This is a genomic window from Shewanella youngdeokensis (assembly GCF_033180165.1).
GTDB lineage: Bacteria > Pseudomonadota > Gammaproteobacteria > Enterobacterales > Shewanellaceae > Shewanella > Shewanella youngdeokensis.
The window spans coordinates 3,515,206-3,541,509 of the sequence record NZ_CP136522.1; the positions used below are offsets into that span (position 1 = coordinate 3,515,206).

At 43.3% G+C, this 26,304-nt stretch carries 26 protein-coding genes; 10 read left to right on the top strand and 16 right to left on the bottom strand.

The features are described from left to right. Positions 1-10 precede the first annotated feature (10 nt). The 3 genes from RGE70_RS15125 to RGE70_RS15135 all read left to right on the top strand — a co-directional run bounded on the left by RGE70_RS15125 (position 11) and on the right by RGE70_RS15135 (position 2,274). Positions 11-976, top strand: coding sequence for a hydrolase (locus RGE70_RS15125; protein ID WP_310472994.1), 966 nt, complete (start codon positions 11-13; stop codon positions 974-976). A 20-nt stretch (positions 977-996) separates the two neighbouring features. Then, on the top strand, positions 997-1,251 hold the full coding sequence (locus RGE70_RS15130; RefSeq protein ID WP_310472271.1) for a YheU family protein: 255 nt from the start codon (positions 997-999) through the stop codon (positions 1,249-1,251). A 135-nt stretch (positions 1,252-1,386) separates the two neighbouring features. Next, positions 1,387-2,274 carry a phosphoribulokinase gene (locus RGE70_RS15135; RefSeq protein ID WP_310472272.1) on the top strand — a complete coding sequence of 296 codons (888 nt, stop codon included), beginning with the start codon at positions 1,387-1,389 and terminating at the stop codon, positions 2,272-2,274. A gap of 482 nt (positions 2,275-2,756) precedes the next feature. Here RGE70_RS15135 and RGE70_RS15140 read toward each other — a convergent pair whose 3' ends face one another. After that, the gene (locus tag RGE70_RS15140; RefSeq protein WP_310472273.1) at positions 2,757-3,536 is read right to left on the bottom strand and encodes a tetratricopeptide repeat protein; all 780 of its coding nucleotides are present in this window, start codon (positions 3,534-3,536) and stop codon (positions 2,757-2,759) included. A 439-nt stretch (positions 3,537-3,975) separates the two neighbouring features. On the opposite strand from RGE70_RS15140, the gene crp reads away from it, so the two are divergent. The 4 genes from crp (at position 3,976) to RGE70_RS15160 (ending at position 7,142) form a co-directional block, all read left to right on the top strand. Further along, positions 3,976-4,611: a cAMP-activated global transcriptional regulator CRP gene (gene crp, locus RGE70_RS15145; RefSeq protein ID WP_012278664.1), complete on the top strand. Its 636-nt coding sequence runs from the start codon at positions 3,976-3,978 to the stop codon at positions 4,609-4,611. 81 nt (positions 4,612-4,692) lie between these two features. Continuing rightward, a complete protein-coding gene (locus RGE70_RS15150; RefSeq protein WP_310472274.1) occupies positions 4,693-5,031 on the top strand; it encodes a PepSY domain-containing protein in 339 nt (112 codons plus the stop codon). Positions 5,032-5,139: 108 nt separating this feature from the next. Then, on the top strand, positions 5,140-5,814 hold the full coding sequence (locus RGE70_RS15155; RefSeq protein WP_310472275.1) for a response regulator transcription factor: 675 nt from the start codon (positions 5,140-5,142) through the stop codon (positions 5,812-5,814). Continuing rightward, positions 5,811-7,142, top strand: a complete 1,332-nt coding sequence (locus tag RGE70_RS15160; protein WP_310472276.1) for an ATP-binding protein — start codon at positions 5,811-5,813, stop codon at positions 7,140-7,142. The genes RGE70_RS15155 and RGE70_RS15160 overlap by 4 nt, the downstream gene beginning before the upstream one ends. 174 nt (positions 7,143-7,316) lie before the next feature. On the opposite strand, the gene RGE70_RS15165 is transcribed toward RGE70_RS15160, so the two are convergent. The 7 genes from RGE70_RS15165 to RGE70_RS15195 form a co-directional block, all read right to left on the bottom strand. Further along, positions 7,317-8,114 (bottom strand): DUF1338 domain-containing protein, encoded by a 798-nt coding sequence (locus RGE70_RS15165; RefSeq protein WP_310472277.1) that lies wholly within the window; start codon positions 8,112-8,114, stop codon positions 7,317-7,319. Positions 8,115-8,322: 208 nt separating this feature from the next. Continuing rightward, entirely contained in the window at positions 8,323-9,783 is a 1,461-nt protein-coding gene (gene astD, locus RGE70_RS15170; protein WP_310472278.1) for a succinylglutamate-semialdehyde dehydrogenase, read from the bottom strand. Between the two features lie 9 nt (positions 9,784-9,792). Next, positions 9,793-10,812, bottom strand: coding sequence for an arginine N-succinyltransferase (gene astA / locus RGE70_RS15175; RefSeq protein WP_310472279.1), 1,020 nt, complete (start codon positions 10,810-10,812; stop codon positions 9,793-9,795). Positions 10,813-10,929: 117 nt separating this feature from the next. Continuing rightward, entirely contained in the window at positions 10,930-12,147 is a 1,218-nt protein-coding gene (locus RGE70_RS15180; protein WP_310472280.1) for an aspartate aminotransferase family protein, read from the bottom strand. 509 nt (positions 12,148-12,656) lie between these two features. Beyond that, positions 12,657-13,814 carry an HDOD domain-containing protein gene (locus tag RGE70_RS15185; protein WP_310472281.1) on the bottom strand — a complete coding sequence of 386 codons (1,158 nt, stop codon included), beginning with the start codon at positions 13,812-13,814 and terminating at the stop codon, positions 12,657-12,659. A 157-nt stretch (positions 13,815-13,971) separates the two neighbouring features. Beyond that, complete coding sequence (dbpA, locus tag RGE70_RS15190) at positions 13,972-15,348, bottom strand: ATP-dependent RNA helicase DbpA (protein WP_310472995.1); 1,377 nt, start codon at positions 15,346-15,348, stop codon at positions 13,972-13,974. 420 nt (positions 15,349-15,768) lie between these two features. Further along, a complete protein-coding gene (locus tag RGE70_RS15195; protein WP_310472282.1) occupies positions 15,769-15,978 on the bottom strand; it encodes a YheV family putative zinc ribbon protein in 210 nt (69 codons plus the stop codon). A gap of 159 nt (positions 15,979-16,137) precedes the next feature. Between RGE70_RS15195 and RGE70_RS15200 the strand changes: the two genes are divergently transcribed. After that, complete coding sequence (locus RGE70_RS15200; protein ID WP_310472283.1) at positions 16,138-18,051, top strand: ABC transporter ATP-binding protein; 1,914 nt, start codon at positions 16,138-16,140, stop codon at positions 18,049-18,051. A 51-nt stretch (positions 18,052-18,102) separates the two neighbouring features. After that, positions 18,103-18,567, top strand: a complete 465-nt coding sequence (locus tag RGE70_RS15205; protein ID WP_310472284.1) for a TIGR02444 family protein — start codon at positions 18,103-18,105, stop codon at positions 18,565-18,567. Positions 18,568-18,739: 172 nt separating this feature from the next. Here RGE70_RS15205 and RGE70_RS15210 read toward each other — a convergent pair whose 3' ends face one another. From RGE70_RS15210 to RGE70_RS15220, 3 genes are read right to left on the bottom strand one after another with little or no spacing between them, the layout of a single operon-like run. Continuing rightward, positions 18,740-19,477: a TIGR04219 family outer membrane beta-barrel protein gene (locus RGE70_RS15210; RefSeq protein ID WP_310472285.1), complete on the bottom strand. Its 738-nt coding sequence runs from the start codon at positions 19,475-19,477 to the stop codon at positions 18,740-18,742. Positions 19,478-19,479: 2 nt separating this feature from the next. Then, complete coding sequence (locus RGE70_RS15215) at positions 19,480-20,451, bottom strand: DUF2333 family protein (protein ID WP_310472286.1); 972 nt, start codon at positions 20,449-20,451, stop codon at positions 19,480-19,482. A gap of 13 nt (positions 20,452-20,464) precedes the next feature. After that, on the bottom strand, positions 20,465-20,947 hold the full coding sequence (locus tag RGE70_RS15220; RefSeq protein ID WP_310472287.1) for a copper chaperone PCu(A)C: 483 nt from the start codon (positions 20,945-20,947) through the stop codon (positions 20,465-20,467). Positions 20,948-20,982: 35 nt separating this feature from the next. On the opposite strand from RGE70_RS15220, the gene RGE70_RS15225 reads away from it, so the two are divergent. Continuing rightward, positions 20,983-21,720 carry an enoyl-CoA hydratase-related protein gene (locus RGE70_RS15225; protein WP_310472288.1) on the top strand — a complete coding sequence of 246 codons (738 nt, stop codon included), beginning with the start codon at positions 20,983-20,985 and terminating at the stop codon, positions 21,718-21,720. Between the two features lie 169 nt (positions 21,721-21,889). Here the strand turns inward: RGE70_RS15225 and RGE70_RS15230 are convergent, their stop codons facing one another. From RGE70_RS15230 to alr, 5 genes are all read right to left on the bottom strand, one after another. After that, positions 21,890-22,090: a PspC domain-containing protein gene (locus RGE70_RS15230; RefSeq protein ID WP_310472289.1), complete on the bottom strand. Its 201-nt coding sequence runs from the start codon at positions 22,088-22,090 to the stop codon at positions 21,890-21,892. Between the two features lie 150 nt (positions 22,091-22,240). Next, complete coding sequence (locus tag RGE70_RS15235) at positions 22,241-22,537, bottom strand: hypothetical protein (protein ID WP_310472290.1); 297 nt, start codon at positions 22,535-22,537, stop codon at positions 22,241-22,243. Positions 22,538-22,761: 224 nt separating this feature from the next. Further along, complete coding sequence (gene dusA / locus RGE70_RS15240; protein ID WP_375087866.1) at positions 22,762-23,745, bottom strand: tRNA dihydrouridine(20/20a) synthase DusA; 984 nt, start codon at positions 23,743-23,745, stop codon at positions 22,762-22,764. Between the two features lie 156 nt (positions 23,746-23,901). Continuing rightward, positions 23,902-25,065, bottom strand: coding sequence for a BamA/TamA family outer membrane protein (locus tag RGE70_RS15245; RefSeq protein ID WP_310472292.1), 1,164 nt, complete (start codon positions 25,063-25,065; stop codon positions 23,902-23,904). 149 nt (positions 25,066-25,214) lie between these two features. Beyond that, a complete protein-coding gene (gene alr / locus RGE70_RS15250; protein WP_310472293.1) occupies positions 25,215-26,291 on the bottom strand; it encodes an alanine racemase in 1,077 nt (358 codons plus the stop codon). Between the last annotated feature and the right edge of the window lie 13 nt (positions 26,292-26,304).

Here is a 26,304-nt window from a genome sequence, read left to right on the forward strand (position 1 = left end):
GTCAATTATGATAACAAAGCAATTTTCACCTCCTTGGTGGGCTAGCAATCCTCACGTACAAACTATTTTACCGCTGCTCACTAAAATTGAGAGGCCACAGTTAGTACGAGAAAGGTTAGAGCTCGCCGATGGCGACTTTATTGATCTTGACTGGCAAGGTAAGCCGTCTACGGGGCACCCCATTGTCGTTATTTTGCATGGTCTTGAAGGCAATGCTGACTCACATTATGTTCGTCGAATTTTAGCTGCGTGCAAAGCACAACACCTATGTGCAGTGGTGCACCACCACCGCAGCTGCTCCGGAGAGCCAAATAGGCTAGTCAGGGGTTATCATAGTGGCGACACGCAAGATATTCACACAACTGTATTAAAGATAAAACAACGTTACCCTGATTCACCACTATTAGCGGTAGGTTATAGCCTAGGTGGCAATGTGCTGGTGAAGTACCAGGGGGAGCAACAAGCACTGAGCCTAATCGAACGCGCGGTTGCTGTCTCTGCACCATTACAGCTGGCGGCTTGCGCTAAACGTCTAGAAAGTGGCTTCTCAACCGTTTACCAACGCTACTTACTGAAACAACTGCAAGATAAAATGCTCGCCAAACTAAGCACCACTGCAATAGCGCCATTGATGCCTGTAAATAAAGTTGATATAGGTCAACTCACTACTTTTAAGGCCTTTGATGATAAAATTACAGCACCTTTACATGGTTTTGATGGGGTTGATGACTACTATCACCAAGCTAGCGGGCTCCCTTATTTAACAGAAATAGCCAAGCCAACCTTAATCATCCACGCTAAGGACGATCCTTTTATGACTTATGCTGTGATCCCAACTAAAGAGCAGCTTTCAACGTATGTAGAGTACGAGCTGCATGACAAAGGGGGTCATGTCGGGTTTATAGAAGGCGGGACTCCGTGGTCACCACGTTATTATATTGAAAACCGAATTTTGTCTTTTTTAACTTACTCATGAAGCCAAACTGAGAACACTAAATGCTAGTTCCGTATGAAACATTAAAACAATTACCAACCGAGACACTTGAAAACCTGATTAAAGAGTTCTTAATTGCTCAACTAGAAGATGGCAGCTTTTCGGGCACCGATGCCGACAGCATGCAAAATTCTATAAACATGTGCCGTGAAGCACTGCGCACAGGTCAATTAATTGTCGAATATAGCGAAGAAGACGAATCTATCGCGATTAGACGCCAAGATGACATAGTAGCAATGAGTCGCACTCAAGATTGACCTAAGTGTTACGAATACGTATAACTATGGATCCACATACTTTTTTGCGGGCTTATGCCAACACTAGTTAGTCATTGTTAGCGATAGTTCGGCACTGTATAGGTGATATAAAACGGTCTTTATTAAGGTGTAAAAATGTCAGCGAAGCATCCCATTATTGCAGTAACCGGCTCCTCTGGAGCAGGCACTACCACAACCACAACAGCGTTTAACCACATATTTAGACAGCTAGGGATTAATGCCGCTATTGTTGAAGGTGATAGCTTTCACCACTTCACTCGCCCTGAAATGGCGATGAAGATCCGCAAAGAAAGAACCGAAAATCGTAACATTAGCTATTTTGGCCCCGAGGCAAACGACTTTAAACGCCTTGAACAATGCTTTAATGATTACAGTGAAACCGGACAAGGTGAGACTCGCGCTTATTTACATACCTTTGACGAAGCAGTGCCATTCAACCAAATGCCTGGTACATTCACTCAGTGGCATCCGTTACCCGAAAATACCGACATGCTTTACTACGAGGGACTTCATGGCGGAGTAGTCACCCAAGACTGCGATGTCGCCCAGCATGTTGACCTACTCATCGGCATGGTACCTATTGTTAACTTAGAGTGGATTCAAAAGATAATTCGCGACACATCAGATAGAGGTCATACCCGTGAAACCGTTATGGACTCAATCGTACGGAGTATGGATGATTATATTAACCATATGACACCACAGTTTTCACGAACTCATATTAACTTCCAGCGAGTGCCTACTGTAGACACTTCCAACCCTTTTAGTGCTAAAAGTATCCCGAGCTTAGATGAAAGCTTTGTGGTGATCCGCTTTCGAGGTATAAAAAATGTCGATTTTCCATATTACTTACGAATGATCCAAGGATCTTTTATGTCAAGGATCAACACCTTAGTTGTACCTGGAGGTAAAATGTCGTTAGCAATGGAGCTGATCTTGACACCACTGGTTAAAGATTTAATGGATAAACGCATACAATTGCACAATGCAGAAAATAAGTAGTTGCCTTAGCTATTACGATCTTAAGCCTCGTTTAAGGATGATTATGTACACTTCATTTTGTCGGGATTTCAGACGAAAAAACGATTAGTTAGCGTGCTCTTGGAAATAAATTCCCCCATCTTGATCTGTTTATTTTCTTGAGCGTGCTGACGAACTTTACTGCCATTGATAAATACTGATAACAACCTCCACTCAAAAGTCAGCTTCATCTAAAACATATTTATCGCTCCATTCAAGACTTAATAACATTCCCAATTATTAGCGTTCACTATCATTTTATTTTGTTTAATAGACTTTGCATTACGTCAATATACCCCGTTAGGCTTACACAAAAATACATCAGAATGCTAAATAATCAGCCTAAAGACTTATATGTAATATATTTAAACAAATGACATATAGTTAAATTATTATTAGTTTTAATATATCCAGCTACAAAAAAAGCGCCCCATAAATGCAGCGCTTCATAATAAGATTGCCAATTATTTACCGACTAACGGGATGATTTCACGATAGGGTTTTAGGTTTTGATAGGTTGATAATCGCTGCTCAAACTCTGTTGATTTACTCTTATCAGTGCTTAATGCCAGAGCAGCAATTGCTTTTTGCTGCGTCAATATCGCAGCATTAAAGTCCCCTAATTCAGCATAGGCAGCAGCAAGATTGTCCAAACTACTGGGGTCATTTTGGTTACTTTCTAAAAGGGATAATGACAGCGCTAGCGCCTGCTCTCCATCTCGATATTGCGCTTCAGGGCAAGTCGCTAAAATCCAAGCCACGTTACCAAGCGAGACGTCATCCCCTACCCGTTTAAATTGTTCAACCGCCTTACCACAATTTCGCTCAATCCCTTCACCACCTGCGGCGTATATAAAACCGAGTCTAAAGTCGGCCCATTTACTGCCTTGCTGACTCAATGCGGTATACCACTGTGTTGCCGTTAACAGATTACGCTTAACAAGGGTGCCTTCAAACGTTAAGTCTGCCACTGTTTGCTGAGCTTTTGCATGCCCTTGCTGCGCTGCACTCGTCGTCCAGTCAATACCCACCGCGTAGTCTTGCTTTACAAACCGACCAGACAAGTACATTAACCCGAGAAGGTATTGGGCATCAGCATCTTCTTGAGTCGCTTTAAGATGGACATGTGCAACGCGGCTAGCTTCTATTGCACTCGCTGGCTGAGGAATCGAAAAAGCATGAGCTGTCGAGCTCAATGTCACTAGTAAGACAGCAGCATTCAAAATCCAAGGTCTAAAGGTCACTCGAGCTCCTATTAAAATAAGGCAATTAAAGCATGGGGCTAGAATAATTAATAACTGTATATTGTTAGCCGTTGGTCAGTAATATAACTAAAAGTCGAGAATTAAGACATCTCAAATTTAATGAGGTTCATTTTATAAGAAGAGTTAAAAGTTGTCATTTTTAACAGCGTTAATATCCCATGAATGATTTACCTAACAAGCGAAGCTGAAACAAGATGTGATATTGCTTGCAGAGTTAGTCATACTATTAATATAAAAGCGGTATTCAGTTGACATCTATTGCTAATGTATCAAAATATAAACTATCTTGATTGTTAGTTACAGACTATACAATAAGCGTGAAGTAAGACTTCTATCAAAGTTTTATTCGCTAAATTGGCGTAGGATACTTAATTAGCTCATTCTTTATTTTAACGTAAATCAGTTGAGGAACATAGGCATGGCTCTGATTGGAAAGCCAAAACCAGATCCTACTTTGGAATGGTTCTTATCACATTGTCACATTCACAAGTATCCAGCCAAAAGCACTTTGATCCACGCTGGTGAAGATTCAGATACCCTTTACTACATTGTAAAAGGCTCTGTCGCCGTCTTAATTAAAGACGAAGAAGGTAAAGAGATGATTCTTTCTTACCTTAACCAAGGCGACTTTATTGGTGAACTTGGTTTGTTTGAAGAACAAGCAGAACGTACCGCTTGGGTTCGTGCTAAACAAGCTTGTGAAATTGCTGAAATCTCATATAAGAAGTTTAAGCAACTGATCCAGGTTAATCCAGAAATTTTGATGAAGCTATCTTCTCAAATGGCTTACCGTCTGCATAGCACTAGCCAAAAAGTGGGCGATTTAGCCTTCTTAGATGTTGCAGGTCGAATTGCACAAACTTTACTGCACCTTGCTAAACAGCCAGATGCAATGACGCATCCAGACGGCATGCAAATCAAGATCACTCGTCAAGAGATTGGTCAGATTGTCGGTTGTTCGCGTGAAACTGTTGGTCGTATCTTGAAAATGCTTGAAGAGCAAAGTCTCATCCAAGCACACGGTAAAACTATCGTGGTATACGGCACACGCTAATACAGCATTAAGCTCGGTTTAAGCCAGCTTCTATAGAATGGTTTGAGATTTTTCTCAAGCCATTTTTTTTAGGAGTTTCGCTTGAAAGACCCCGTTTATTTAAGCGTTATAGTTTGCTTACTACAGCTCCCATTTCTGGCAACTGCTCACGTAAAAAACGAAGTGCAACACAACCAAGCTCAGCAGCTGGTTGACAAAGGCTTAATTCTTCCACTTGATGTCACCTTGCCAGCAGTCCAAGCGCGATGCAAAGGCAAACTTGTCGATGCCCACCTTTACCAACAAAGTGATAAATGGTATTACCAACTCCAAATGAATAGCTTGCAAGGGCAATTTATAGAGCTGCATATTGATGCCAGCAACGGCCAACCCATCAATTCAAATAAACTACCGAGCGCCTGCCATACCAAGGCACAGTAAATAATCACGTTTAACTGATACGCTTTTACAGTGTTTATATTACTTTTGGGTTAACATAACCTATCAAAACCTAAGCACGTTTCACCTGCCAAGATTGAGAGCCAATTTATGAAATTACTCCTCGTTGAAGATAACACGCTACTCGTTGAACAACTGTTAAAGCAGCTGAAACATGCAGGTTATGTCACCGACACAACCGATAAAATTAGCGAAGCGGATTACCTGATAAAAGAGACCGATTATGATTGTGTCATCCTAGATATCGGTTTACCTGACGGCAATGGCCTTGAGTTACTCGAGCGCTGGCGCGAACAAGGCCTAAATACTCCAGTTATCATGCTAACAGCGCGCAGTCAGTGGCATGAAAAAGTCGAAGGGTTTAATTCTGGTGCCGACGATTATTTAGGTAAACCATTTCACACCCAAGAACTATTAGTTAGAGTACAGGCATTAATTCAACGCGCTCACGGCAAAGCAAACTTCCCAAACAAGCAGCTTGCTTATGCTGGGGTTGAACTCGATGAAAGCCAGCAGACGGTTATTATTGCAGATAAAACATTTGAGTTAACTGCAATGGAATTTAGATTATTAAAAATATTTATTATGTCACCTAAAAAGCTTCTGTCTAAGGCGCAACTTACCGACAAGCTGTATCAATTTGACGACGAAAAAGAGAGTAATGTTGTCGAAGTTTATGTTACTCACCTTCGTAAAAAATTAGGTAAATCTGCAATCGAAACACGCCGTGGCCAAGGGTATATTTTCCACGGCGCAGCGCAATGATATCGATCCGTAGCAAGCTAAGCCTGTGGTTATCAGGCTTAGTGGTAATTGCCACCATTGTGGCGATCATATTTTTTGAGTCTATGTTACGCCAAGCGTTTCATGACTCCATTATTGCTAGGCTGCAGGAGGATCTACAGCAAGTGATGATGGCAACTGAAATTGATGGCAACACTTTTCGCATTGATCAATCTCAGCTTTCTCATTTTTATAAACCCGTCTATTCAGGTCGGTATTACCAACTCGACTTACCTGAACAAAAGTTGCGATCGCGCTCGCTGTGGGATCAGCGATTAAATGTCAAAGATTTAGACAAAGGCGAAACACGTGCATGGCAGACTAAAGGGCCGCAAAATCACGATATTCAACTACTTAGTATTGGCCTAAAATCGGAAACATCAGGCTTAAATGCAACGCTAACAGTCGCACAAGACTTAAGCATTGGCCGCAAAATATTCTCTGAAGTGTATGGCACTAAACTCATCGTAAACTTGGCAATGCTAATGTCGATGATCATGGGAATATTCATCGTTTTACGGCAGTCATTCAAGCCTGTTAATCAAATGAAAGACACGTTAGCAAGACTACGCGAAGGTGAAATAACCTCAATCGATCTCAACAGCATTCCATTAGAGTTACAACCGTTAGCCTCCAATTACAATGAGCTTTTACAGTATTCAAGTAAGCAAATTGAACGCAGTCGCAACAACTTAGGTAACCTAAGCCACGGACTTAAAACCCCGCTTGCTGTAATGCAACAACAAGTTGAAGTTCTAGGCTTGAGCGACCCCCAAACTGCGGCAGCATTGCAAAAACAACTCGATTCGGTGCATAACTTAATAGAGCGAAAACTGGCTGCCGCGCGGATCACCGGTGAGATGTTACCAGCGGCGCAAATGCAACTGCCAAAAGACATTAATGACCTAGTGCAAACCTTAACCAGGGTGCATCGTACAAAGACGATCAACAGTGAGCTAGCTATTGCACCAGATATCAACCGTTTACCCATGCATCGAGAAGATGGCATGGAACTGTTAGGTAACTTGCTAGACAACGCCTTTAAATGGGCTAATTCCGAAATCCACATTATGGTCTTTTATCATCAGCAGCAATTACTGCTCACCATTGAAGATGATGGCCCTGGTGTTGCCACTGAACAACTGGCCCAGCTCACCCGTCGCGGTAAACGCCTAGATGAAGCAACTATGGGGCATGGTCTAGGGTTGTCGATAGTTAAAGATATTGCCGAACAATACAACATTACTTTGCAATTTGAGCATAGCGCTAAACTGTCGGGCCTTAAAGTGACACTAAATTTTTCAGGTTAGCTCTACCTATAATGGCTAATAAACAGTATTAAAAAGAATATCACTACACATTAAGCACAAAAAAGCCGGAGTCATTCCGGCTTTTAACTACAACGCAGACAATCATTCACGATTAAAGCTCGGCTTATGTTACTCCCAAACCTATTCGCGAAATAACGCTAGCTCAATAAGCACTTATTGAGCATGAGTACTTTCAAAAATCTTATCTGCAGACGCCGCCACAAAACCAGTATAAAGTTTACCGTCAGCCTTAGGGTAACGAATAGCAAACTCGTAAAAACAGCTAGGGATCTCAACTACAACGTCTGTGAAGCTTAGCTTTACTTTATCTGCCATCGTTGATGATTGCTCTAATAACACTTCAGCACTCCCCTTAACTTCTCCGCCCGAAGTATTTAGCACAAAGCCCGCTGCCTTGAGAGCATCATTAACCTCAACAATCGTGTCAAAATTAGGTAAGTGGTTAATTGATACCGTAAAGTGATTAGCGCGATAACCAAATGCAGCAACCCATGCTGCATACTCACTTTCAGCAAGCAATGACTCATACGTCTTAGCGTCAATAGACCAATGACGACCCGAATATAGAAAGTTATCCGCCGTCACTGCCGAGGGCTCAACCTGCTCAATTAAGCCTTTAATAGTGGTTTGTAGCTCCTCGCTAAACTCTTCAACTAACAACTCCGAAATAAACACCTTAGGTAAGCTGCTATTTGGGTGTTCAAAATGTTTAGCGTTGAGCTTTTTCGCGGCAAACTGATAATCCCCACAAGCAACGTAACCAATTGATTCAAAATGTGCGGCAAGGACATTAAGATTAACCTTGCCAATATTAAACGTCCGTAGAGCAATATGATCATTGATGATCTTATTACCCTGAGAAAGTAACTGATGTACTTTGGCAGCAGAGGGAGTAACCTCAATATAGTCTTGCCAAAGCGCTTCAAATAACACGTTTACATTTGTGTGCATCGTTAACTCCTTTAATCCTGGGTAAAATAGCAATGCTGATTTCACGCAGTTGTACACATTTGAAAATTGAAGCAGCCTTCTAATACACGAAAAACCGCCTATATCAGCCTGTTACTGTAGTATTGAGTGCAATAAATAAAAGGGAAGTGCCTAACGCCTTCCCTTTTGTCGCTTATCGCGCTCGTTGATGAATATCGCTATATGCAACCTATATTGTCAAACCTGGGCTCAGAGTAGCAGGAAGGCTCACAGCGTCAGCTTCGACCGAGGCTACCGGGTAAGCACAATAATCAGCTGCGTAAAATGCGCTGGCTCTGTGGTTACCAGAAGCACCAACACCACCAAAGGGTGCCGCACCAGACGCGCCTGTTATCTGCTTATTCCAGTTAACAATTCCCGCACGAATACGCGCTAGAAAGTAATCATAATCGTCACGGTTATCTGCCAATAAACCGGCTGATAAACCATAGCGAGTCGCATTAGCCAGCTTAATCGCTTGGTCAAAGTCACTGTAACGAACAACTTGTAGTAGAGGACCAAAGTACTCCTCATCAGGTAATTCAATCACTTCACTGACATCAATTAAGCCCGGAGAAACAAGACCCGTACCTGCTTCTAAGTGAGTTAACTCAACTAATGGCGATGCGCCCAAGTTAATCAAATTCCGCTGTGCTTCAACCATACCTTTGGCAGCCGCTTCTGAAATCATCGCCCCCATAAATGGCTGAGGCTGAGCGTTCCAAGCTCCCACTTGAATGCTTTTAACGGCGGTTGCAAGCTGCTCAATCAGCGCATCACCTTGCGCACCTTTCTCAACATATAAACGACGAGCACACGTGCAACGCTGACCCGATGAGATGTAAGCTGATTGAATGATGTCATGTACTGCAGCTTTGGTATCTTTAACGTCTTTAATAATCAATGGGTTATTCCCCCCCATTTCCAACGCTAAAATCTTACCTGGATCGCCCGCATATTGTTGATGCAAAATATGGCCAGTGCGAGAGCTGCCAGTAAAGAACAGACCATCAATTTGCGGATGCGCAGCTAACGCTTTACCTGTTTCAACTTCACCTTGAACCAAGTTAATTACCCCAGCTGGTAAACCTGCCTTCTCCCAAAGTTTAAGCATCATCTCGGCCACTTTAGGAGATAATTCAGACGGTTTAAATACCACTGTATTACCGGCTAAAAGTGCAGGCACGATATGACCATTAGGTAAATGACCTGGGAAGTTATATGGACCAAACACAGCAACCACACCATGTGGCTTATGGCGTAAGACTGCGCGGCCAGCCGGAATATCACTTTCAGAGGAGCCGGTACGCTTATGAAAAGCGGCAACAGACAAACCTATTTTACCTATCATCGCACCAGCTTCAGTGGCGGTTTCCCACTGCGGCTTACCGGTTTCTTGCGCGATAACTTCAGCCATATCAGCTTTATTGGCTTCAAGCTGATCGCGATACGCTTCAATAATGGCTAAACGCGCTTCAAAACCTAGCATATACCAATCAAACTGCGCATTACGCGCTGCGTCAACAGCAAGGTTTACTTGCTCTATTGTTGCCGTTTTACTGCTCCAAATAACATCTTGGTTGGCAGGGTTAATTGATGTCACTTCATGACCTAAACCCGCAGTCCACTTACCTTCAATAAATTGTGTCATAGTCTATTCCTACATTGCCAATACACGGACTTGCTCACCTTCTGCAACCATTAAGCCTGCAGCAGTTTCAGCATTTAGAATCACGTTGTTATGGTCTTGTGATACAGTGATTTTTGCTGCTGTAGCTCGGTAATTTTTAAGCTGAGTGTTGGCAACAATATAATTTGTGGCATCTAGCGGGGTATCTGCAATCGTCACCGTTAATACACGACTTTCACGGACGGCGCGGATATCATTTACATTGCATTCTACCGTCGGGCCACCGTCAAAGATGTCCACATAACCACGGAATCTAAAGCCTTCGGCATGTAATAAGTTAAGCGCTGGGCGCGTGTTGGCATGCACCTCTCCAATGACTTTTTGCGCCTCCTCTGGCAATAAGCAAACATAAACAGCATTTTTAGGCATCATTTCGGCCATAAAAGCTTTTTTTCCTAAACCTGACAAATAGTCAGCTTCAACAAAATCAATTCCGAGAAAGTTTTTTTGCAACCAGCCGTAAAAAGGAGAGTTCCCTTCGGCGTCACTTTCTCCCCGCATTTCTGCGATAACCGTTTCACCAAAACGTTCAGCATGTTGTGCTAAAAATAAAAAACGGCTGCGTGACAACATGCGGCCAGTGTTGTTTTTGCGGTAGCTATTACGCAAAAATAAAGTGCAAAACTCGGCAGCCCCCGTGTAATCATGACATAACGTTAATGTCTCGACTTCGTTGCGCACATCGATCTGCTCAGAATGGTACACCTCGGTACCAAGGCGGTAATGGTAAAACGCATCAACCATACCGACAGCCGCTTCAATACCACAGGTACCAACTACTTCGTTAGTTTCGGTATCTTCAAGCACCATCAAATAACCTTCATCAAAAGGCTTATCGACCTGTTTATCGAAAGACGCTTCAACTCGCGCAATCTTGCGCCTTAGAAGTTCTTCGTTGACAGGTAACGATGTAAATCCATGACCTGACTCTTGAGCGATTTGGTATAACGCAGCGAGATCAGTGGATCTAATTGGACGTATAATTAACATCTAAGAGTTCCCTCACAATCACTTGTCGCTAAGGGCAAAGCCATGCCCTTACAACAGCTTACAAGTTTCCTAAAGACAAAAAAGCACTAGCTTACCTAGTGCTTTTTTAGCCCTGAATTAGGCAGCGACAACTTTAGCAACAGCACGCTCAAAGCGAGCTAAACCTTCTGCGATATCGGCCTCAGGAATGATCAATGAAGGCGTAAAACGCACCACATTTGCTCCAGCAATTAAACTCATAACGCCTTCTTCAGTACCCGCGACTAAAAACTCCTTAGCACGTCCTTGGTATTGTTCGTTAACAACGGCACCAATTAACAGCCCTTGGCCACGGATCTCAGAAAAAACCTGATATTTATCATTAATTTTATTCAAACCATCACGCAACAACTGCTCGCGATGTTTTACACCATTAAGTACTTCTGGCGTATTAACCACGTCAAATACAGCATTGCCAATTGCACAGGCAAGCGGGTTACCACCATAAGTTGAACCATGAGTACCAATTTTAAGGTGCTGTGCAATGTCTTTGGTCGTCAGCATTGCAGCAATAGGGAACCCACCACCTAAAGCTTTTGCTGTAGTTAAAATATCTGGTACCACATCACCGCGCATATAGGCATAAAGCTCACCTAAACGACCAACACCAGTTTGAACTTCATCGAAAACCAACAAGGCATTGTGCTTGTCACACAGTGCGCGAACCGCTTTTAAGAACTCTGGATCAGCATCAATGATCCCGCCCTCACCTTGTAAAGGCTCCATCATAACAGCGCAGGTTTTGTCAGAAAATACAGCTTCTAATGCTGTAATATCATTAAACGGCACGTGGGTAATACTTTGTGGCTTTGGTCCAAAACCATCAGAATAAGCGGCTTGACCACCTACACTTACTGTAAAGAAAGTTCGACCGTGAAACGCTTTATCAAATGCAATAATTTGATCTTTTTCAACGCCAAACTTATTCATCGCATAACGACGAACCAGTTTAAGCGCTGCTTCATTAGCTTCAGCGCCAGAGTTGGCAAAATAGACTCGATCAGCAAAAGTGGCTTCAACTAGCTTAGTTGCCAGTTCTAAAGCAGGTTCATTAGTCATGACGTTTGATAAATGCCAAAGCTTTTCACCTTGTTCTTTTAACGCACCAACTAAAGCAGGATGACAATGACCTAAGCAGTTAACCGCAATGCCACCGGCAAAATCAATAAACTCTCGACCTTCTTGATCCCAAACACGGCTACCTTCACCACGAACAGGAATTACTGCTGAGGGCGCATAATTAGGCACCATAACATCATCAAATTGGGCACGTGTTAGATTCATTTTTGCGCTCATTCCTTATATCCTTTCAAATTTGCGACTGCAGTTGTGACAGTCGTGTTCAACTTGGCACCTTGTTATTATTTAAGTGACACCAAGGTTGTTGTATTGCTAGGGGGACATTATTAGCGAAATTGTGACCAAAATGCTAGTTTTTCGCAACCCAAGTGAACAACATGCAGCATTAAAGTGCATAATTAATTGCAATTTAGAAGTATAAAAGCGGATATAGCCTGTATGTAGGGCATATTTAGTCACAAAAAAGTCGACTTCAACACGGAAGTGGTAAATAGTCACCATTTTTGCATAAATACACGAACGAAATTTTAAAGCACAGCCAAGGTTAGCCCTACATTGCCGATTAATTGATTAATTAAGCAAAACGATATACTTAACTCATAGAGATGCGCTACTGAAAGCTGAAATTTGAGGGATGTTTAGACGGCTAGCACCAGCTTACAAAAATTGCATTACAATTAGGTCATTGAATCGATTGATGCAGCCCCCTTTGGGTTCTGACTTTTTTACAGCAGCTCTAATTTTCGATAATTTTGGCTATTTAAACGTATTAGCTCTTGTTCAGTAATTTCATAATAATCAAACATGGTACGGCACTCAGCAGCCGTAATATTATCGGCCTCTTTGAGTAAATAGACCCTAGCAAAACAATTGGCTCTTTCGAGTAACTTAGCATCTTCATCAAGATCACTGTACTTAAGGCTGGTATCAATCGCTTTAAATGTTTTGGTCAACCGACTGTCTGCAAAATTAAGCGCCTCAAGCAACTGCCAATTAAGCGGTCCGCTATGGGTAAGCACTTGCTCATAAACGTCTGCTGCAGGTAACTGCGCCGCCATGACAGCGTCGTAAAGCTCTTTATCACCATCGGCACTGGCTTCTCGCAGCCATGTTCCCCACGTCGACTCAAATACCTTAGCGCAATTACTTATCACACACGTTGAACCTAGTAAGCTAAGCAGGCTACAGCTGTAGAAAAAAGCGCGATCTTTACCATGAAGTGTCACTAATGCTTGGGCTGCAATCGTACTAATAATGCTGTAACGCCATATTTTTCGGGTCAACCACAATAGTTGAGGTTGCTCGCGAGGCATTAAATGGCGCAAACAAAAATAAGGGATGAGTGCTTGTAGGTTTTCAACCCCAATATAGTTCAGCACCAGCTTTATATCAGCAACATGGACATCAGATGTTTTAGGTCGACGATGGCGAAACGCAGGGCTGTTAATCATATTAAGCAAATCACGCTGCAACCAAGGCAAACCCATCACCAGAGGTCGTACTTTGCTTAAATCGACTTGTTTTGAATACAGCATTTCAAGTAACAATATGTGCTTTTCATTAAGCTTAGAATGCAAAAGCACTGACTCTACTGACGATAATTGATGTTCAATTGAGCGATTAGCGCTAATAATCAGTTGGGTAGATATCGTGTTATATAAGGATTTGGCTTGATGTTGTTTTGCTAAGCGGCTACGAATAGCCTCTCTTTCAATTTCGAGTTTGTTGGCTTCAATGTCGACTGTATCGTCTTCAACGGTACTGCCGAGCTCATCTACAACCTCAACAGGCTTGCTCTTGCCAATGATCAGTTGCTGCTGCAGCCGATGCTCGACCTCGATTACAACGCCTGTTTTTACCCCACCCGCAACTGAAATTGTCACTAGTTAACCTTTATTCTAATTTTATTGATGAACGGCGCAGACTGGATTACAAATCTCACCACTCTTCACTATTTCTAATATACAAAAATCCAGATTACTCTGGATTTCTATCGGCACAAAAGATAACAAATTTAGTAACTAAGGCAACATTTGTTGGTTAACGTATTTCCCACGCTCGGTATGTGCGCCCTTTTAGCTTACCGTTGACGATTTTATGCAGTGCACGTTTAGCCACTTTACGGTCAACAGCAACATAGGCTCGATAATCGGTAATTTTAATTTTACCGACTTCACTACCTTCAATACCGTTTTCGCCTGTCAATGCGCCTAAAATATCACCTGGACGTAACTTTTGCTTTTTACCACCATCAATCTGCAATGTGGTCATGCGAGGTTGAGTTGGAAGTGTATCCAAAAGATTTTCTGATGGTAACGCTTCATTGACAATATCACGCTCAAGGTAATCTTCAAGCAGCGCAATTTTATAGCCGTCTTCATCATCAAAAAATGTATATGCGGCGCCGGCAGCACCAGCACGACCTGTTCGGCCAATACGGTGAATATGTACTTCGGTATCAAAAGCAATGTTGTAGTTAATTACCGCGTCTAGAGCGTCAATATCTAACCCACGAGCCGCCACGTCAGTAGCAACCATAACCGATACACTTTTATTAGCAAACTGTAGCAAGGTTTGGTCTCTATCGCGTTGCTCAAGATCGCCATGTAATGCTACTACGCTAAAGCCATCGTTTTTAAGTTGTGCTGCAACGTCTTTAGTTTCGCGCTTAGTATTACAAAAAACAACTGCGCTTTCAGGGCGGTGCTGCAATAACAGTAATTTTAGTGCGCGCATACGATCATTGTTATTTCCCACTTCATAGAAGTGTTGTTCAATCGTGCTGCCCGCATGCGTTGAAGCAACTTTAACCATAACTGGCTTAAACATAATTTGGTCGGCAATCGACTTGATTTGCTTAGGGAATGTCGCACTAAACAATAAAGTCTGACGTTCAAGAGGAACTTGCTCCATAATGCCTTCAAGTTCAACTTGAAAGCCCATGTCCAGCATACGGTCAGCTTCGTCTAACACTAATGTATGCACATTTTCTAAATCTAAACGGCCACGATCGAGGTGATCGATAATTCGACCTGGCGTACCAACAATAATGTGAGCACCGTGTTCTAATGAACCAATTTGTGGCCCCATTGGCACACCGCCACACAGGGTTAGTACTTTAATATTGTGAATACCACGAGCGAGTGTACGGATCTCTTTTGCCACTTGGTCGGCAAGCTCACGCGTTGGGCATAACACCATGCACTGAATACGGAATCGTTTAACATCTAATTTATGCAATAGCCCCAAACCGAATGCCGCAGTTTTACCTGAGCCAGTTTTACCTTGGCCAATGACATCTTCCCCGTTTAGGATGGCTGGTAAACTCTGAGCCTGGATAGGTGTCATCGACTCAAAGCCCATAGTGGCTAAGTTGTCGAGTAACTCTGCTTTGAGCTTTAGGGTTGAAAACGGCACTGGGCCATCGGTAGTAGGGACTGATTGAGTCAAAGTATCTTTCCTAAGTATTCGCTGCGAGAATGGAAGTTTAACGCTAGTCATTATTGCTAGAGCAACTCAAAAAGTCGGCACTTAGCCGGTTCTCTGCAGTGATAAAGTATGATGACAAATGCCTAAAAAATACTAGGCTTGAGCTGTCAATGATGATTGCTAACTATTATAGCGCGGTATTGTAGCAGTTATAACAATAGATGCAGCATTAGCACGATAAAACCTCGCCTCAGCTGAAACGAAGGTGCCGTAAAGCTAGGAAACGCGTATCGCAGCCAGAGTCACTGAACGGCTAGAATAAAATAGCGATACAAAAATACTCAGCGTTAAATAGCCGCCATGGCAAATAACGCTGATAATAAAGGCGGCTTAACACGCCAAGAGCCATTATTCCGGTTTAAAGACCCCAATCATCGCACCCGTTGCTTTTTTAGTTATTTTTTCTTCCGTTTGCTGTTCTCGATAATCGCAGTCAACACATTCTACCGTTTCAATGCCATTTTCTTTAAATAGTACGATTGACTCTTTCGCTTTGCACTTCGGACACTTAGCTCCAGCTACAAATCGTTTTTTTACTTTCTTAGCGGCGATAGTCATCAATTCAATCCCTAGCAGTAAATTAAGACTATTTTGCCACAAAAGCACAATTATGCCGATACATAGCGTGAATTTCGCCGTCAGTCATAGCGGTAGCATGCAATTTTGGGCTATTATCCCCTCCAATAATTGCTTTCAATCAGACTCAAGTCGGCATAAATGATCACCATCAATCAAGCTCAACTCGTTCGTGGTTCTAAAACACTTTTAGATGAAACCTCATTAACTATTTATCCAGGACATAAAGTCGGCTTAGTTGGTGCAAACGGTACCGGAAAGTCGTCACTGCTAGCACTGATCCTAGGTAAAATCAGTTTAGATAAAGGTGACTTCAACATGCCATCTGGTTGGCAAACAGCCACTGTGGCACAGGAAACACCGGCTCTTGAAGTCGCCGCGATTGATTATGTTATTGATGGCGATACCGAATACCGCGATTTAGAAGCACAACTCCTAGCAGCACAAGCGCAAGATGACGGTCATAAAATTGCACTCCTCCACGGTAAAATTGACGCCATTGGCGGTTACGCAATTAATAGTCGCGCCGCCAGTTTGCTGGCAGGTCTTGGGTTTAGCGATACCGAACAATCAAACCCAGTAAAAAGCTTTTCGGGCGGGTGGCGCATGCGCTTAAACTTAGCCCAAGCTTTACTATGTCGTTCAGACTTATTGCTACTTGATGAACCCACCAACCATTTAGACCTAGACACCATGTACTGGTTAGAAGGCTGGATAAAAACCTACCAAGGCACGTTAGTGTTAATCAGTCACGACAGGGACTTTATCGACGGCATTGTGGATGAAATTGTGCACGTCGAAAACCAAAAATTAAATTACTATAAAGGTAATTACACCGCTTTTGAGCGTGTGCGCGCTGAACGTATGGCACAGCAGCAAGTCGCTTTTGAGCGACAGCAAAAAGAGCGGGCGCATATGCAGTCATTTGTAGACCGCTTTAGATACAAGGCGAGTAAAGCCAAGCAAGCACAAAGTCGTTTAAAAGCACTAGAGCGGATGACAGAATTACTCCCATCGCAAGCAGATAGCCCTTTTCACATGGCGTTTAAAGAGCCTGAAGCATTACCCAACCCGCTCGTTACCATGGAGCAGGTATCTGTGGGTTATGGCGAAACCGAGATCCTTAAAAAGGTGCAGTTAAACCTTGTTCCTGGAGCACGTATTGGGCTTTTAGGCCGCAACGGCGCAGGTAAGTCAACATTGGTCAAATTACTTTCTGGCGAACTGTCAGCTATGAGAGGAAAATTTGAAACCAATCCGGGGCTCAACATTGGTTATTTTGCTCAGCATCAATTAGAATTTTTGAGTTTAGACGACACTCCGCTGCAGCACCTTTCGCGCTTAGCGCCCAACTGCAAAGAGCAAGAACTGCGTAACTTTTTAGGCTGTTACGGGTTTAATGGTGATATGGCCGTGGCACCTGTTCGCCCATTCTCTGGTGGTGAAAAAGCACGTTTAGTATTAGCGTTATTAGTGTGGCAACGTCCAAACCTGTTATTACTCGATGAACCAACAAACCACTTGGATTTAGAAATGCGCCACGCATTGACCATGGCGCTACAGTCGTTTGAAGGCGCTATGATTATTGTATCGCATGACAGGCATTTATTGCGCTTAAGTTGTAGCGACTACTACTTAGTTGACCAAGGTGAGGTTAAAAGCTTTGAAGGTGACTTAGACGACTATCACCAATGGTTACTAGACGCAGCCAAAGCGGCTAATAAAGACGATAACGCAGCAACCGCTAAGCCAGTTCAAGATAAAAAACAGCAAAAGCGTTTGGAAGCCGAGCTAAGACAAAAGCTATCCCCCATGCGAAAAGTCCAAATAAAGCTTGAAAAAGAGCAACAAAAAGCTAACGACCGCTTAAGCGAACTCGAACAAATGCTAGCCGACACCAGCCTTTATGAGGCCGATAACAAAGCTAAGCTCACCAAAGTACTTAACGAGCGAACCGCGCTGACCCAAGGGTTAGATGAGAGCGAAATGGAATGGTTAGAAGTTCAAGAAGAAATTGAATTAATTGAACAAACTGTTCGAGCAGCAATGTCATAATTTAACTGTACAGAGGGGCCTTGAGCCCCCTCTTTTATATAGAGGATTACAATGACGCAGTGTATAACATTGGACGCTAGCCTCTGGCATGACTGCGACGCGATTTATCGCCACCACCAACAAGCTTGCTTACGCTTGCAAGACGACCATCAAGTAAATGTTAATCTACTACTGCTCGCGCTTTGGCTAGATCGCCAAACTTACTTTCTGTCTGCAACACAATGGCGAGCCTTACAACAGCATACCCTTGAGTGGGACAGTCAAATTCTAACCCCCTACCGCAAACTACGCCGTTTAAGTAAGTCATCATTAGCGGATGCACAATACCAACAAATGCTAACCGTTGAATTAATGCTCGAACGTCAATCGCAAACGCACATTTTACAGCACTTAAAACGCTTAACTTGGCAGGGCAGTGACAGCAACCTCACCAGCTATTTAGCCCTTTTCGACCTCAAAGCTGAACAGTATACCTTTTTAAGCTCAGCACCTAATGCGGAGCCACTTAAGCGCTAACCTTGTTGTTTATGCGTCACCTACCAACACGATGAAGTTGAAAGACAAAATTTAAAGCTCGGCGACATAATGCCCATATAACGCCAAACTCACACTAAAATAGCACTTTAGAGCATAAAAAAAGCCAGTCACATTGACTGGCACTTTCGCATAGCACTAACACTATTACGCGTTAAAAAACGAGTTCAACACCCGCAAAGTAACCCTTAAACTGCATATCTGCCGTTACGCCATCAAAGCCGTTTACGTCAAACACAAAGTCACGGTAACCAGCGCGAATTTTATAGTCCACAGCCATACCATCAAAGTTCCAGCCCAGACCGACTGAATAGTCATAAACACCAGACTCATCTACGCCCATCATCACGTCAGCAAAGCCATACAGCCCGATGCCTGGCACACCGACTTCGGCATCGACGTAACCCATGATAATGCCACTATCAAGCTCTTTAGTCTCAGGGTGACCTGCATCTGCAACGCGGAACTCTCCGTTCATTAACTTATATGCCGCACCAATGTCTAAGGCAACGATATCGTTATCAAGCACTTCGTAATACAATACAAAATCGGTACTACCCAAATCCGTTGTCGCATCTATATCACCAATAAAGGTGTGGTCGTTGAAGCTAAAGTTAGCACCAGACATGCTGCCTTTACCTTCAATGCTATTTTCACGGATCTTAACATTTGGAATTAACGGTATTGGATGCTCAACAGCAAGCCAAATACTGCCTTGGTTTGAGTCTTTATAGTTAAATTCTTGCTGGGTTCTGCCCCTTTCAGCAAATGTACCGCTGGTATCAGCTTGCCAATAGTCGCCACCCACTTTAAAACCAACAACAGTAGCAGCACTAGCACAAGTACCGAAAAGAGTGCTCAGTAATGCACACGCCAATAATGTCTTTTTCATAATTAACCTTGCGTCAATAAATTTGTTAAATCGATAACCGCAGCATTTGCGCGGGAGATGTAATTTGCCATAACTAAAGAGTGATTAGCTACAAGCCCAAACCCAGAACCATTTAGGATCAAAGGACTCCAAACAGATTGTTGCGTTTCTTCCAGCTCACGAATAATTTGTCGCAAACTAACTTGAGCATTCTTTTTTTCCAACACTTCAGCAAAATCAACTTCAATTGCTTTCATAAAGTTAAGCAGTGCCCATGTTGCGCCGCGCGTTTCGTAAAACACATCGTCAATCTCCCACCAGCTGGTCTTGATCTCTTGTGCCATAAAACCTGGGGTTGATTGCTTAGCCGCGCTATCGCCAGATAAATCCGTGTTTAATCGCTCTTGACCGACACTGGCAGACAATCGTTGCGACATACTACCGAGGCGCTTTTGGATCTCTTTAAGCCACTCGTTTAAATTGTCTGCTCGAGCATAAAACTGCGCGTCAGGGTTTTCACTGGCGACCATGCGAGCACGATACAGTTTCAATAATTTAACCGCATCACTATACTCACTTTCCGCACTGGGTACTAACCAACTTGTGTGCTCAATGTTGAGCTTTGAATGCGCTGCTAATAAATCTGCATCTGCCGTAGATTGAGACTGAGAGCGACTAAACTCTTTACGCATAATTAATGCTAAATCACGTACCTGCTCAATAGCGCCGAATTCAAATGCCGGCATATTATCCATAAAGACTGAAGGCGGAATGACGTCATTTGACAGCCAACCACCAGACTTATCGAGCAAAGACTCAACCGTTAAAATTAACGCTGTTGTCGTCGCGTACCCCGTAACTTGCTGCTCGCCATTGTGCTGATAAGCCTCTTGTTCAATGACATCAGGTTCAACACTCCACCAAATCGTGACAAGGTAGCCAATAAAAAAGATGACAACCGCTGCTGCGATGCCTTTTTTCCATGTCATTTGCATTAATTGTTACTCCTTAATGATGTTGATGGTGCTGATGTTCTGCCTCAGCCGAACGAGCTTGTTTTATTACTGGCAGCGAGATGCGTTGTTGCTGGCCATCAGAAAAGGTCAAATTTAGGTCAACATTGCTGTTTTCAGTTAGTGGTGCAGTTAAGCCCAATAACATAATGTGGTTTCCTGATTCCGATAATACCAAACTGCTATGAGAGTCTACATCAAAACCGTCGACTTGACGCATTTTAACCATACCATCCTCATCTACAAGTGTATGTAATTGCGCTTCTTTTGCAAAAGGTGCGGTAACGCCAACTAATCGAGTAGCAGGGCCATGATTTTCTAGTGTTATATAAGCCGCAGTATTTGGCACGCTTGGTGGCATTGCACGTACATAGCCGTCAACCAGCATGACCTGTGCTAATGCAGTAAATGATAAGCAGCTGAAAAGAGTGATGTTAAACAATTGTTTAAATATTTGCTTCAATGTCTTAAACTCCATTTTAAAATCTAGTTCGCAAAATAAGGCTATAACGAATGGGCACAATTAAGGTTAAGGATGATAACGGGGTTCGCATCATTACGTTTTATCGTCCAGAAAAGCGCAATGCACTTAACCTTCATATGTATACCCAGCTTACAGAATACCTTACCGAAGGTGAATCGAATACTGAAATTAGCGCATTTATGTTTCGTGGCCAAGCCGATTGTTTTACCTCAGGTAACGACGTTGCCGACTTTCTTAAAAATAGTAATCTAGGGGCAAACCATCCCGCTTTTAAATTTTTATTTTGCCTACTTGATTTAACAAAACCAGTGTTGGCTGCAGTAACAGGCGCAGCAGTAGGTATTGGTACGACCTTATTATTACATTGCGACTTAATTTATGCCGATAACTCTGCTCAATTTCAATTACCTTTTGTAAAGCTAGCGTTGGTACCAGAGGCGGGGGCAAGTATGTTGCTACCGCAAATTGTTGGCCATATGAAAGCTGCTGAGTGGCTAATGCTCGGTGAGAGCTTTAATGCGGAGTCGGCGCATCAGTATGGGTTAGTCAACGATATTATTACTAGCGAAGATATTTTTAACTATACGCTACAACAAGCACATAAATTAGCGGCATTACCGCCTATGTCACTACAAACTACAAAACAATTAATGCGTTACAACAAGACTGCTGTCAGGGCGCATATGAAAACAGAACTGGCCGAATTTGCTAAAAGACTTGCAAGCGATGAAGCTAAATCGCGTTTTGCCGCTTTTTTGCAAAAATGACGGGCAGCGAAGAATATGTAGTAGCAACTTACATTAATAGCGCCTTTGCCCCATTGCATAATAACTTCAACGTGACGCTTTACCACTAAATTCAGCTTGGCTTACGCCTAGAATTATAAGTCTCTAATGAGTCGTTATTTGCCAATTTATATGCCGCTGAGCTCGCCCACTAACATGGTTTTTTCCACTTAGGTAATACCAACGCCAGCACAAAGTAAATAATCAGCCCCAGTGCAGGATTACAAAAAATACCTACAGCACATACAACCCGTGTCCATAAACATGACCATTCAAACTTATGCGCTATTGCTGCAGCAACACCGCTCACGATAGATGCAGGATTTTTTACTCGTTCAAAGAAATCAGCCATTTAAAACTCCAATTAATTTACAATTTTGCTCTACATTGCAGCTTAAACTTAAGGCTACCCATGGCTTGCGGCTATAGAACTTTAACGCTCACTGTACTAACCCAGCGACAACCATTATGCATAAGCGGTAACTAACTTACTGGTTCTGCGCTATTGGTTAATGCTTAACTTTGCCTTATCAGCAGTTAACACCTTGGTATTGGTGTTGATTGCGTCGCTCTCATCAAATTCAAAAACCATTTCAGACACTTGAGATTGAATCGATAAACTCAATTCTGTTTGCGCTTTAGCAAGCATTCCTTGCACCTGTTCGCTGATTGAATGCTCTAACTTTTGAGCAACGCCAGACAGCAATGACGTGTCCGCCTGAGCAGTAAGACTAGTACCTAGCAACGCGACTGTAATGACTGATGCTTTTAGTGTTTTAACTACAATTGAATTTAACATTTTAGTTCCCTTTCAAGTTTCACTTAATTGTATTAAGACTAATACAAGCAGCATGCCAACTTTACAATCAACTCGTAAGTTATTGTATTAGAACCAAAATGATAATTTAAAGGTAATTTAAGGAAGAAAGGCGAGTATTGGCGGAGGCTAGTTACGTTAGTGAGATTCACCATGCACTGGTGAATCTCACTACACGTTATATTTTTTAAAGTACAAAAGACTAGTTAAAGGCAAACAACGGCTTTCATTTCATGTCGAGCTTGGGTGATAACTTCAACTCCAGCACCAGATTTATGCGCGTTTTCACTCAAGTAGCGTCTCCATACGCGAGAACCGACTTCACCTTGGAACAACCCAATAATGTGGCGCGTAATATGATTCAAACGGCCACCAGACTGCAAATGCTGTTCAATGTAAGGAAGTAACTGCTCTAAAACTTCGTCTCTGCTGATCACAGGTTTATCAATCCCGCATAATTGCTGATCGACCTCAGCCAGAATATACGGGTTTTGGTACGCTTCGCGCCCAACCATCACTCCATCAAGCTGCGCTAAATGCGCTTTACACTCAGCAAGGGTTTTAACGCCACCGTTAATGCTGATGTTTAACTCACCGTAGTCACGTTTTAATTGATATACCCGCTCATAATCTAACTCTGGAATTTCGCGGTTTTCTTTTGGGCTTAAACCTTGCAACCAAGCTTTACGTGCGTGAATGATAAAGTCATCACAACCCACCGCTTTCACGGTATCGATAAATTGCGTTAAAAACTCATAGCTATCTTGGTCGTCAATACCAATACGGGTTTTGACCGTAACAGGAATATCGACCACCTGCTTCATGGCATCAATACATTCGGCAACCAATGTTGGCTCGGCCATTAAACAAGCACCAAACCGTCCATTTTGCACACGGTCTGACGGACAGCCTACGTTTAAGTTGATTTCGTCGTAGCCACGCTCAGCAGCCAACTTTGCGCATGTCGCGAGATCGGCCGCATTTGAGCCCCCAAGCTGCAATGCTAGCGGGTGCTCTTCTTCGTTATAAGCGAGGTAATCGCCTCGACCATGAATAATCGCGCCAGTTGTTACCATTTCGGTATACAACAACACTTCAGAAGACAGTAAGCGCGCAAAATAACGATAATGGCGATCCGTCCAATCAAGCATCGGTGCGATAGAGAAGGTTCGATTGAGCTGGGTCTGCATATAATTACCAATAAAACGAAAACAAGAGACAATTTGGGCGCGCATTTTACACTGCTAGCGATAAAAACGACAGTGCCAACCGTGTGCAAACAGCTGACTTAGCAGCTGACTTAGCAGCTGCGAGCAAATAAATACCGCTAACGAGTACTATAGCAGCTAAAAAGGCTGATTCACCATTACCCAAAATTGGCTATCTTCACTACCAAAGGCTAGCTCAGCCCTCACCACCACACTTTCAACTTCAAAGCGGGCTCCAAAGCCAGCAGACCATTTTAAGTCATCATGCAGTGCACTGGCATTAAACTCGTCGGCAACCTGCCCTGTTTCGGCAAATGCAACCCATTGCCACCAAGGTATATCGTACAAGTTAAATACTGGCCACTCTTGCAATGGCTGCCACCTTGGTTGAATTCGGTACTCAGCAGAATAAAGCACTGCTGAACGCCCAGTAAAACGCTTATTCGCATAAGCCCGTAAGCGGTCAAATCCACCTAACCTGACACCAGCAAAGGTCGGCGGGCGATGATGCCCGTCATCCCCTTGGCTATTCCAAGTCGGTGTATCGGCTAGGTAAACATTAAATGCCATCACTTGGTTAGCAAACCAGTCATTTGAGCCTATGCGATAAAAAGCGCTTTGTTCAAACTCCCAAATGGTCCAACTATTGCGATGTGCAGAGCCAAAATCGCGACTGACTTTAAGGGTAGTTTGCCCGCCTTGAGTACTATTTTTGCCGTTATCACGGTTATCCCAGTCTAGCTCTGCAGCTAACCCTTGCGCCTTTTGTGGCAAGTTTTCATAACCTTCCAATTCGCGCTGCTGTATAAATGGGCTAAATGTAATACTTGTAACCCCAGAGCTTAGTGGGTTCCACGCAATGGTGTCTGCCAAGCTGTTACGGTTAGGTACGGCGCCATAACGCCCTCGCCCCCACGGTAAAACGTACTTGGCATGTAGGCGAGTAAATGACTCATCCCCCAAAGTGACAATTTTTTCTGCAGCTTGATTTGGCTCGACCAACTCAGAAAGATAATAAACACCTTCTTTAAATTGGGCTTGGTAGGTTTCGATTGAAAACAACCAGCTGTCGATTTCAGGCAGTTGATAGTTATGCGCGCCTAAATAGCTCACCCAGCTATTATTGGCACTGTATAACCCAATTCCCAATATTGAAGCTTGCTGTTGGCCTGCATGCTTGATCACTCCAGCAGCACCAAGCGCAGTACCGAGCGATTCAGAAGAGAACGCAAACGGCACGGCTGCAAAATCAGCGTTAACGTTGGGCGTGATACCAGCAATATTATCTGTTTGTTCTGGCAAAGCTGTTGCCATGACCGAGTGAGCAAAAAGCCAAGGCTGCAGACATAAAAAAGCAGCGCTAAATAATGAATGTATTTTCAATTTAAACATCTTCAAGCTGATAATGGGCATCCGGCCGCATCACAACTGCCAATAAATTTGTTACTTGCTCAATCTAGGCAAACGGCGACACGAGGAGTGAGCTTAGTGACAAGCTCGTAAGCTATAGTGCCAATATGCTCGGCGACTTCTTCAACGGGAAGCTTTTTTCCCCACAATACAGCAAGGTCCCCCACGTTATCAGTTGCATCAACACCTAAGTCAACGGTGAGCATGTCCATCGACACCCGCCCAACTATTGGCACGATACGACCATTAATTAATACCGGTGTCCCTAATGGCGCATTGCGCGGGTAGCCGTCACCATAACCTATGGCGACAACGCCGAGTTGGGTATCGGTTTTAGCCGTCCAAAAACTACCATAACCTACTGAGTCACCCGCCTTGTGATCACGAATTGAAATCAGTTGCGACACTAACTCCATCGCGGGTAATAAACCATGCTTAGCCCCTAAATCACCTAATACTGGCGAGACGCCATAAAGTGCGATACCCGGTCGGATCCAGTCGGCTTGGCTTGATTGCCAAAACAGAGCGCCGGCAGAATTAGCTAGAGTGCGATCACCAGGAAGGTTTTTTGTAAGTGTATCAAACACTTTTTGCTGCGCAAGCGTGCTCGAGTTACTGGGTTCATCAGCGCTGGCAAAATGGGTCATTAAATGGATAGGTTTAGCGACATTCTCATTGCTCAATAATCTTTGATACGTTGCATGAAACTGCTCAGGTGCAAAGCCAAGGCGATGCATACCGGTATCGACTTTAAGCCACACAGTTACAGGTCGGCTCAGAGTGACACTTTCAAGCATCTCCAGCTGGGATACGTGATGAACAACCGTTTCGATATCATGCTCAACCAAGGTTTCAAGATCGCCAACGCGAAAAAAGCCTTCTAATAGTAGTAATTTGGCTTTAACACCACCAGCACGCAATGCTAACGCTTCTTCTAACCTAGCAAGACCAAAGCCATCGGCATTATCTAGGCATTGGGCAACGTTAAGCAAACCATGGCCATAGCCATTAGCTTTAACCACTGCCATGACTTTACTTGATGGCGCGAGTTCATGCAGTCGCGCTAAGTTATGTTTGAGCGCCTTGCGGCTGATTTCTGCTCGTGGAAATGGTTTCAAGAGTAACCTTGTG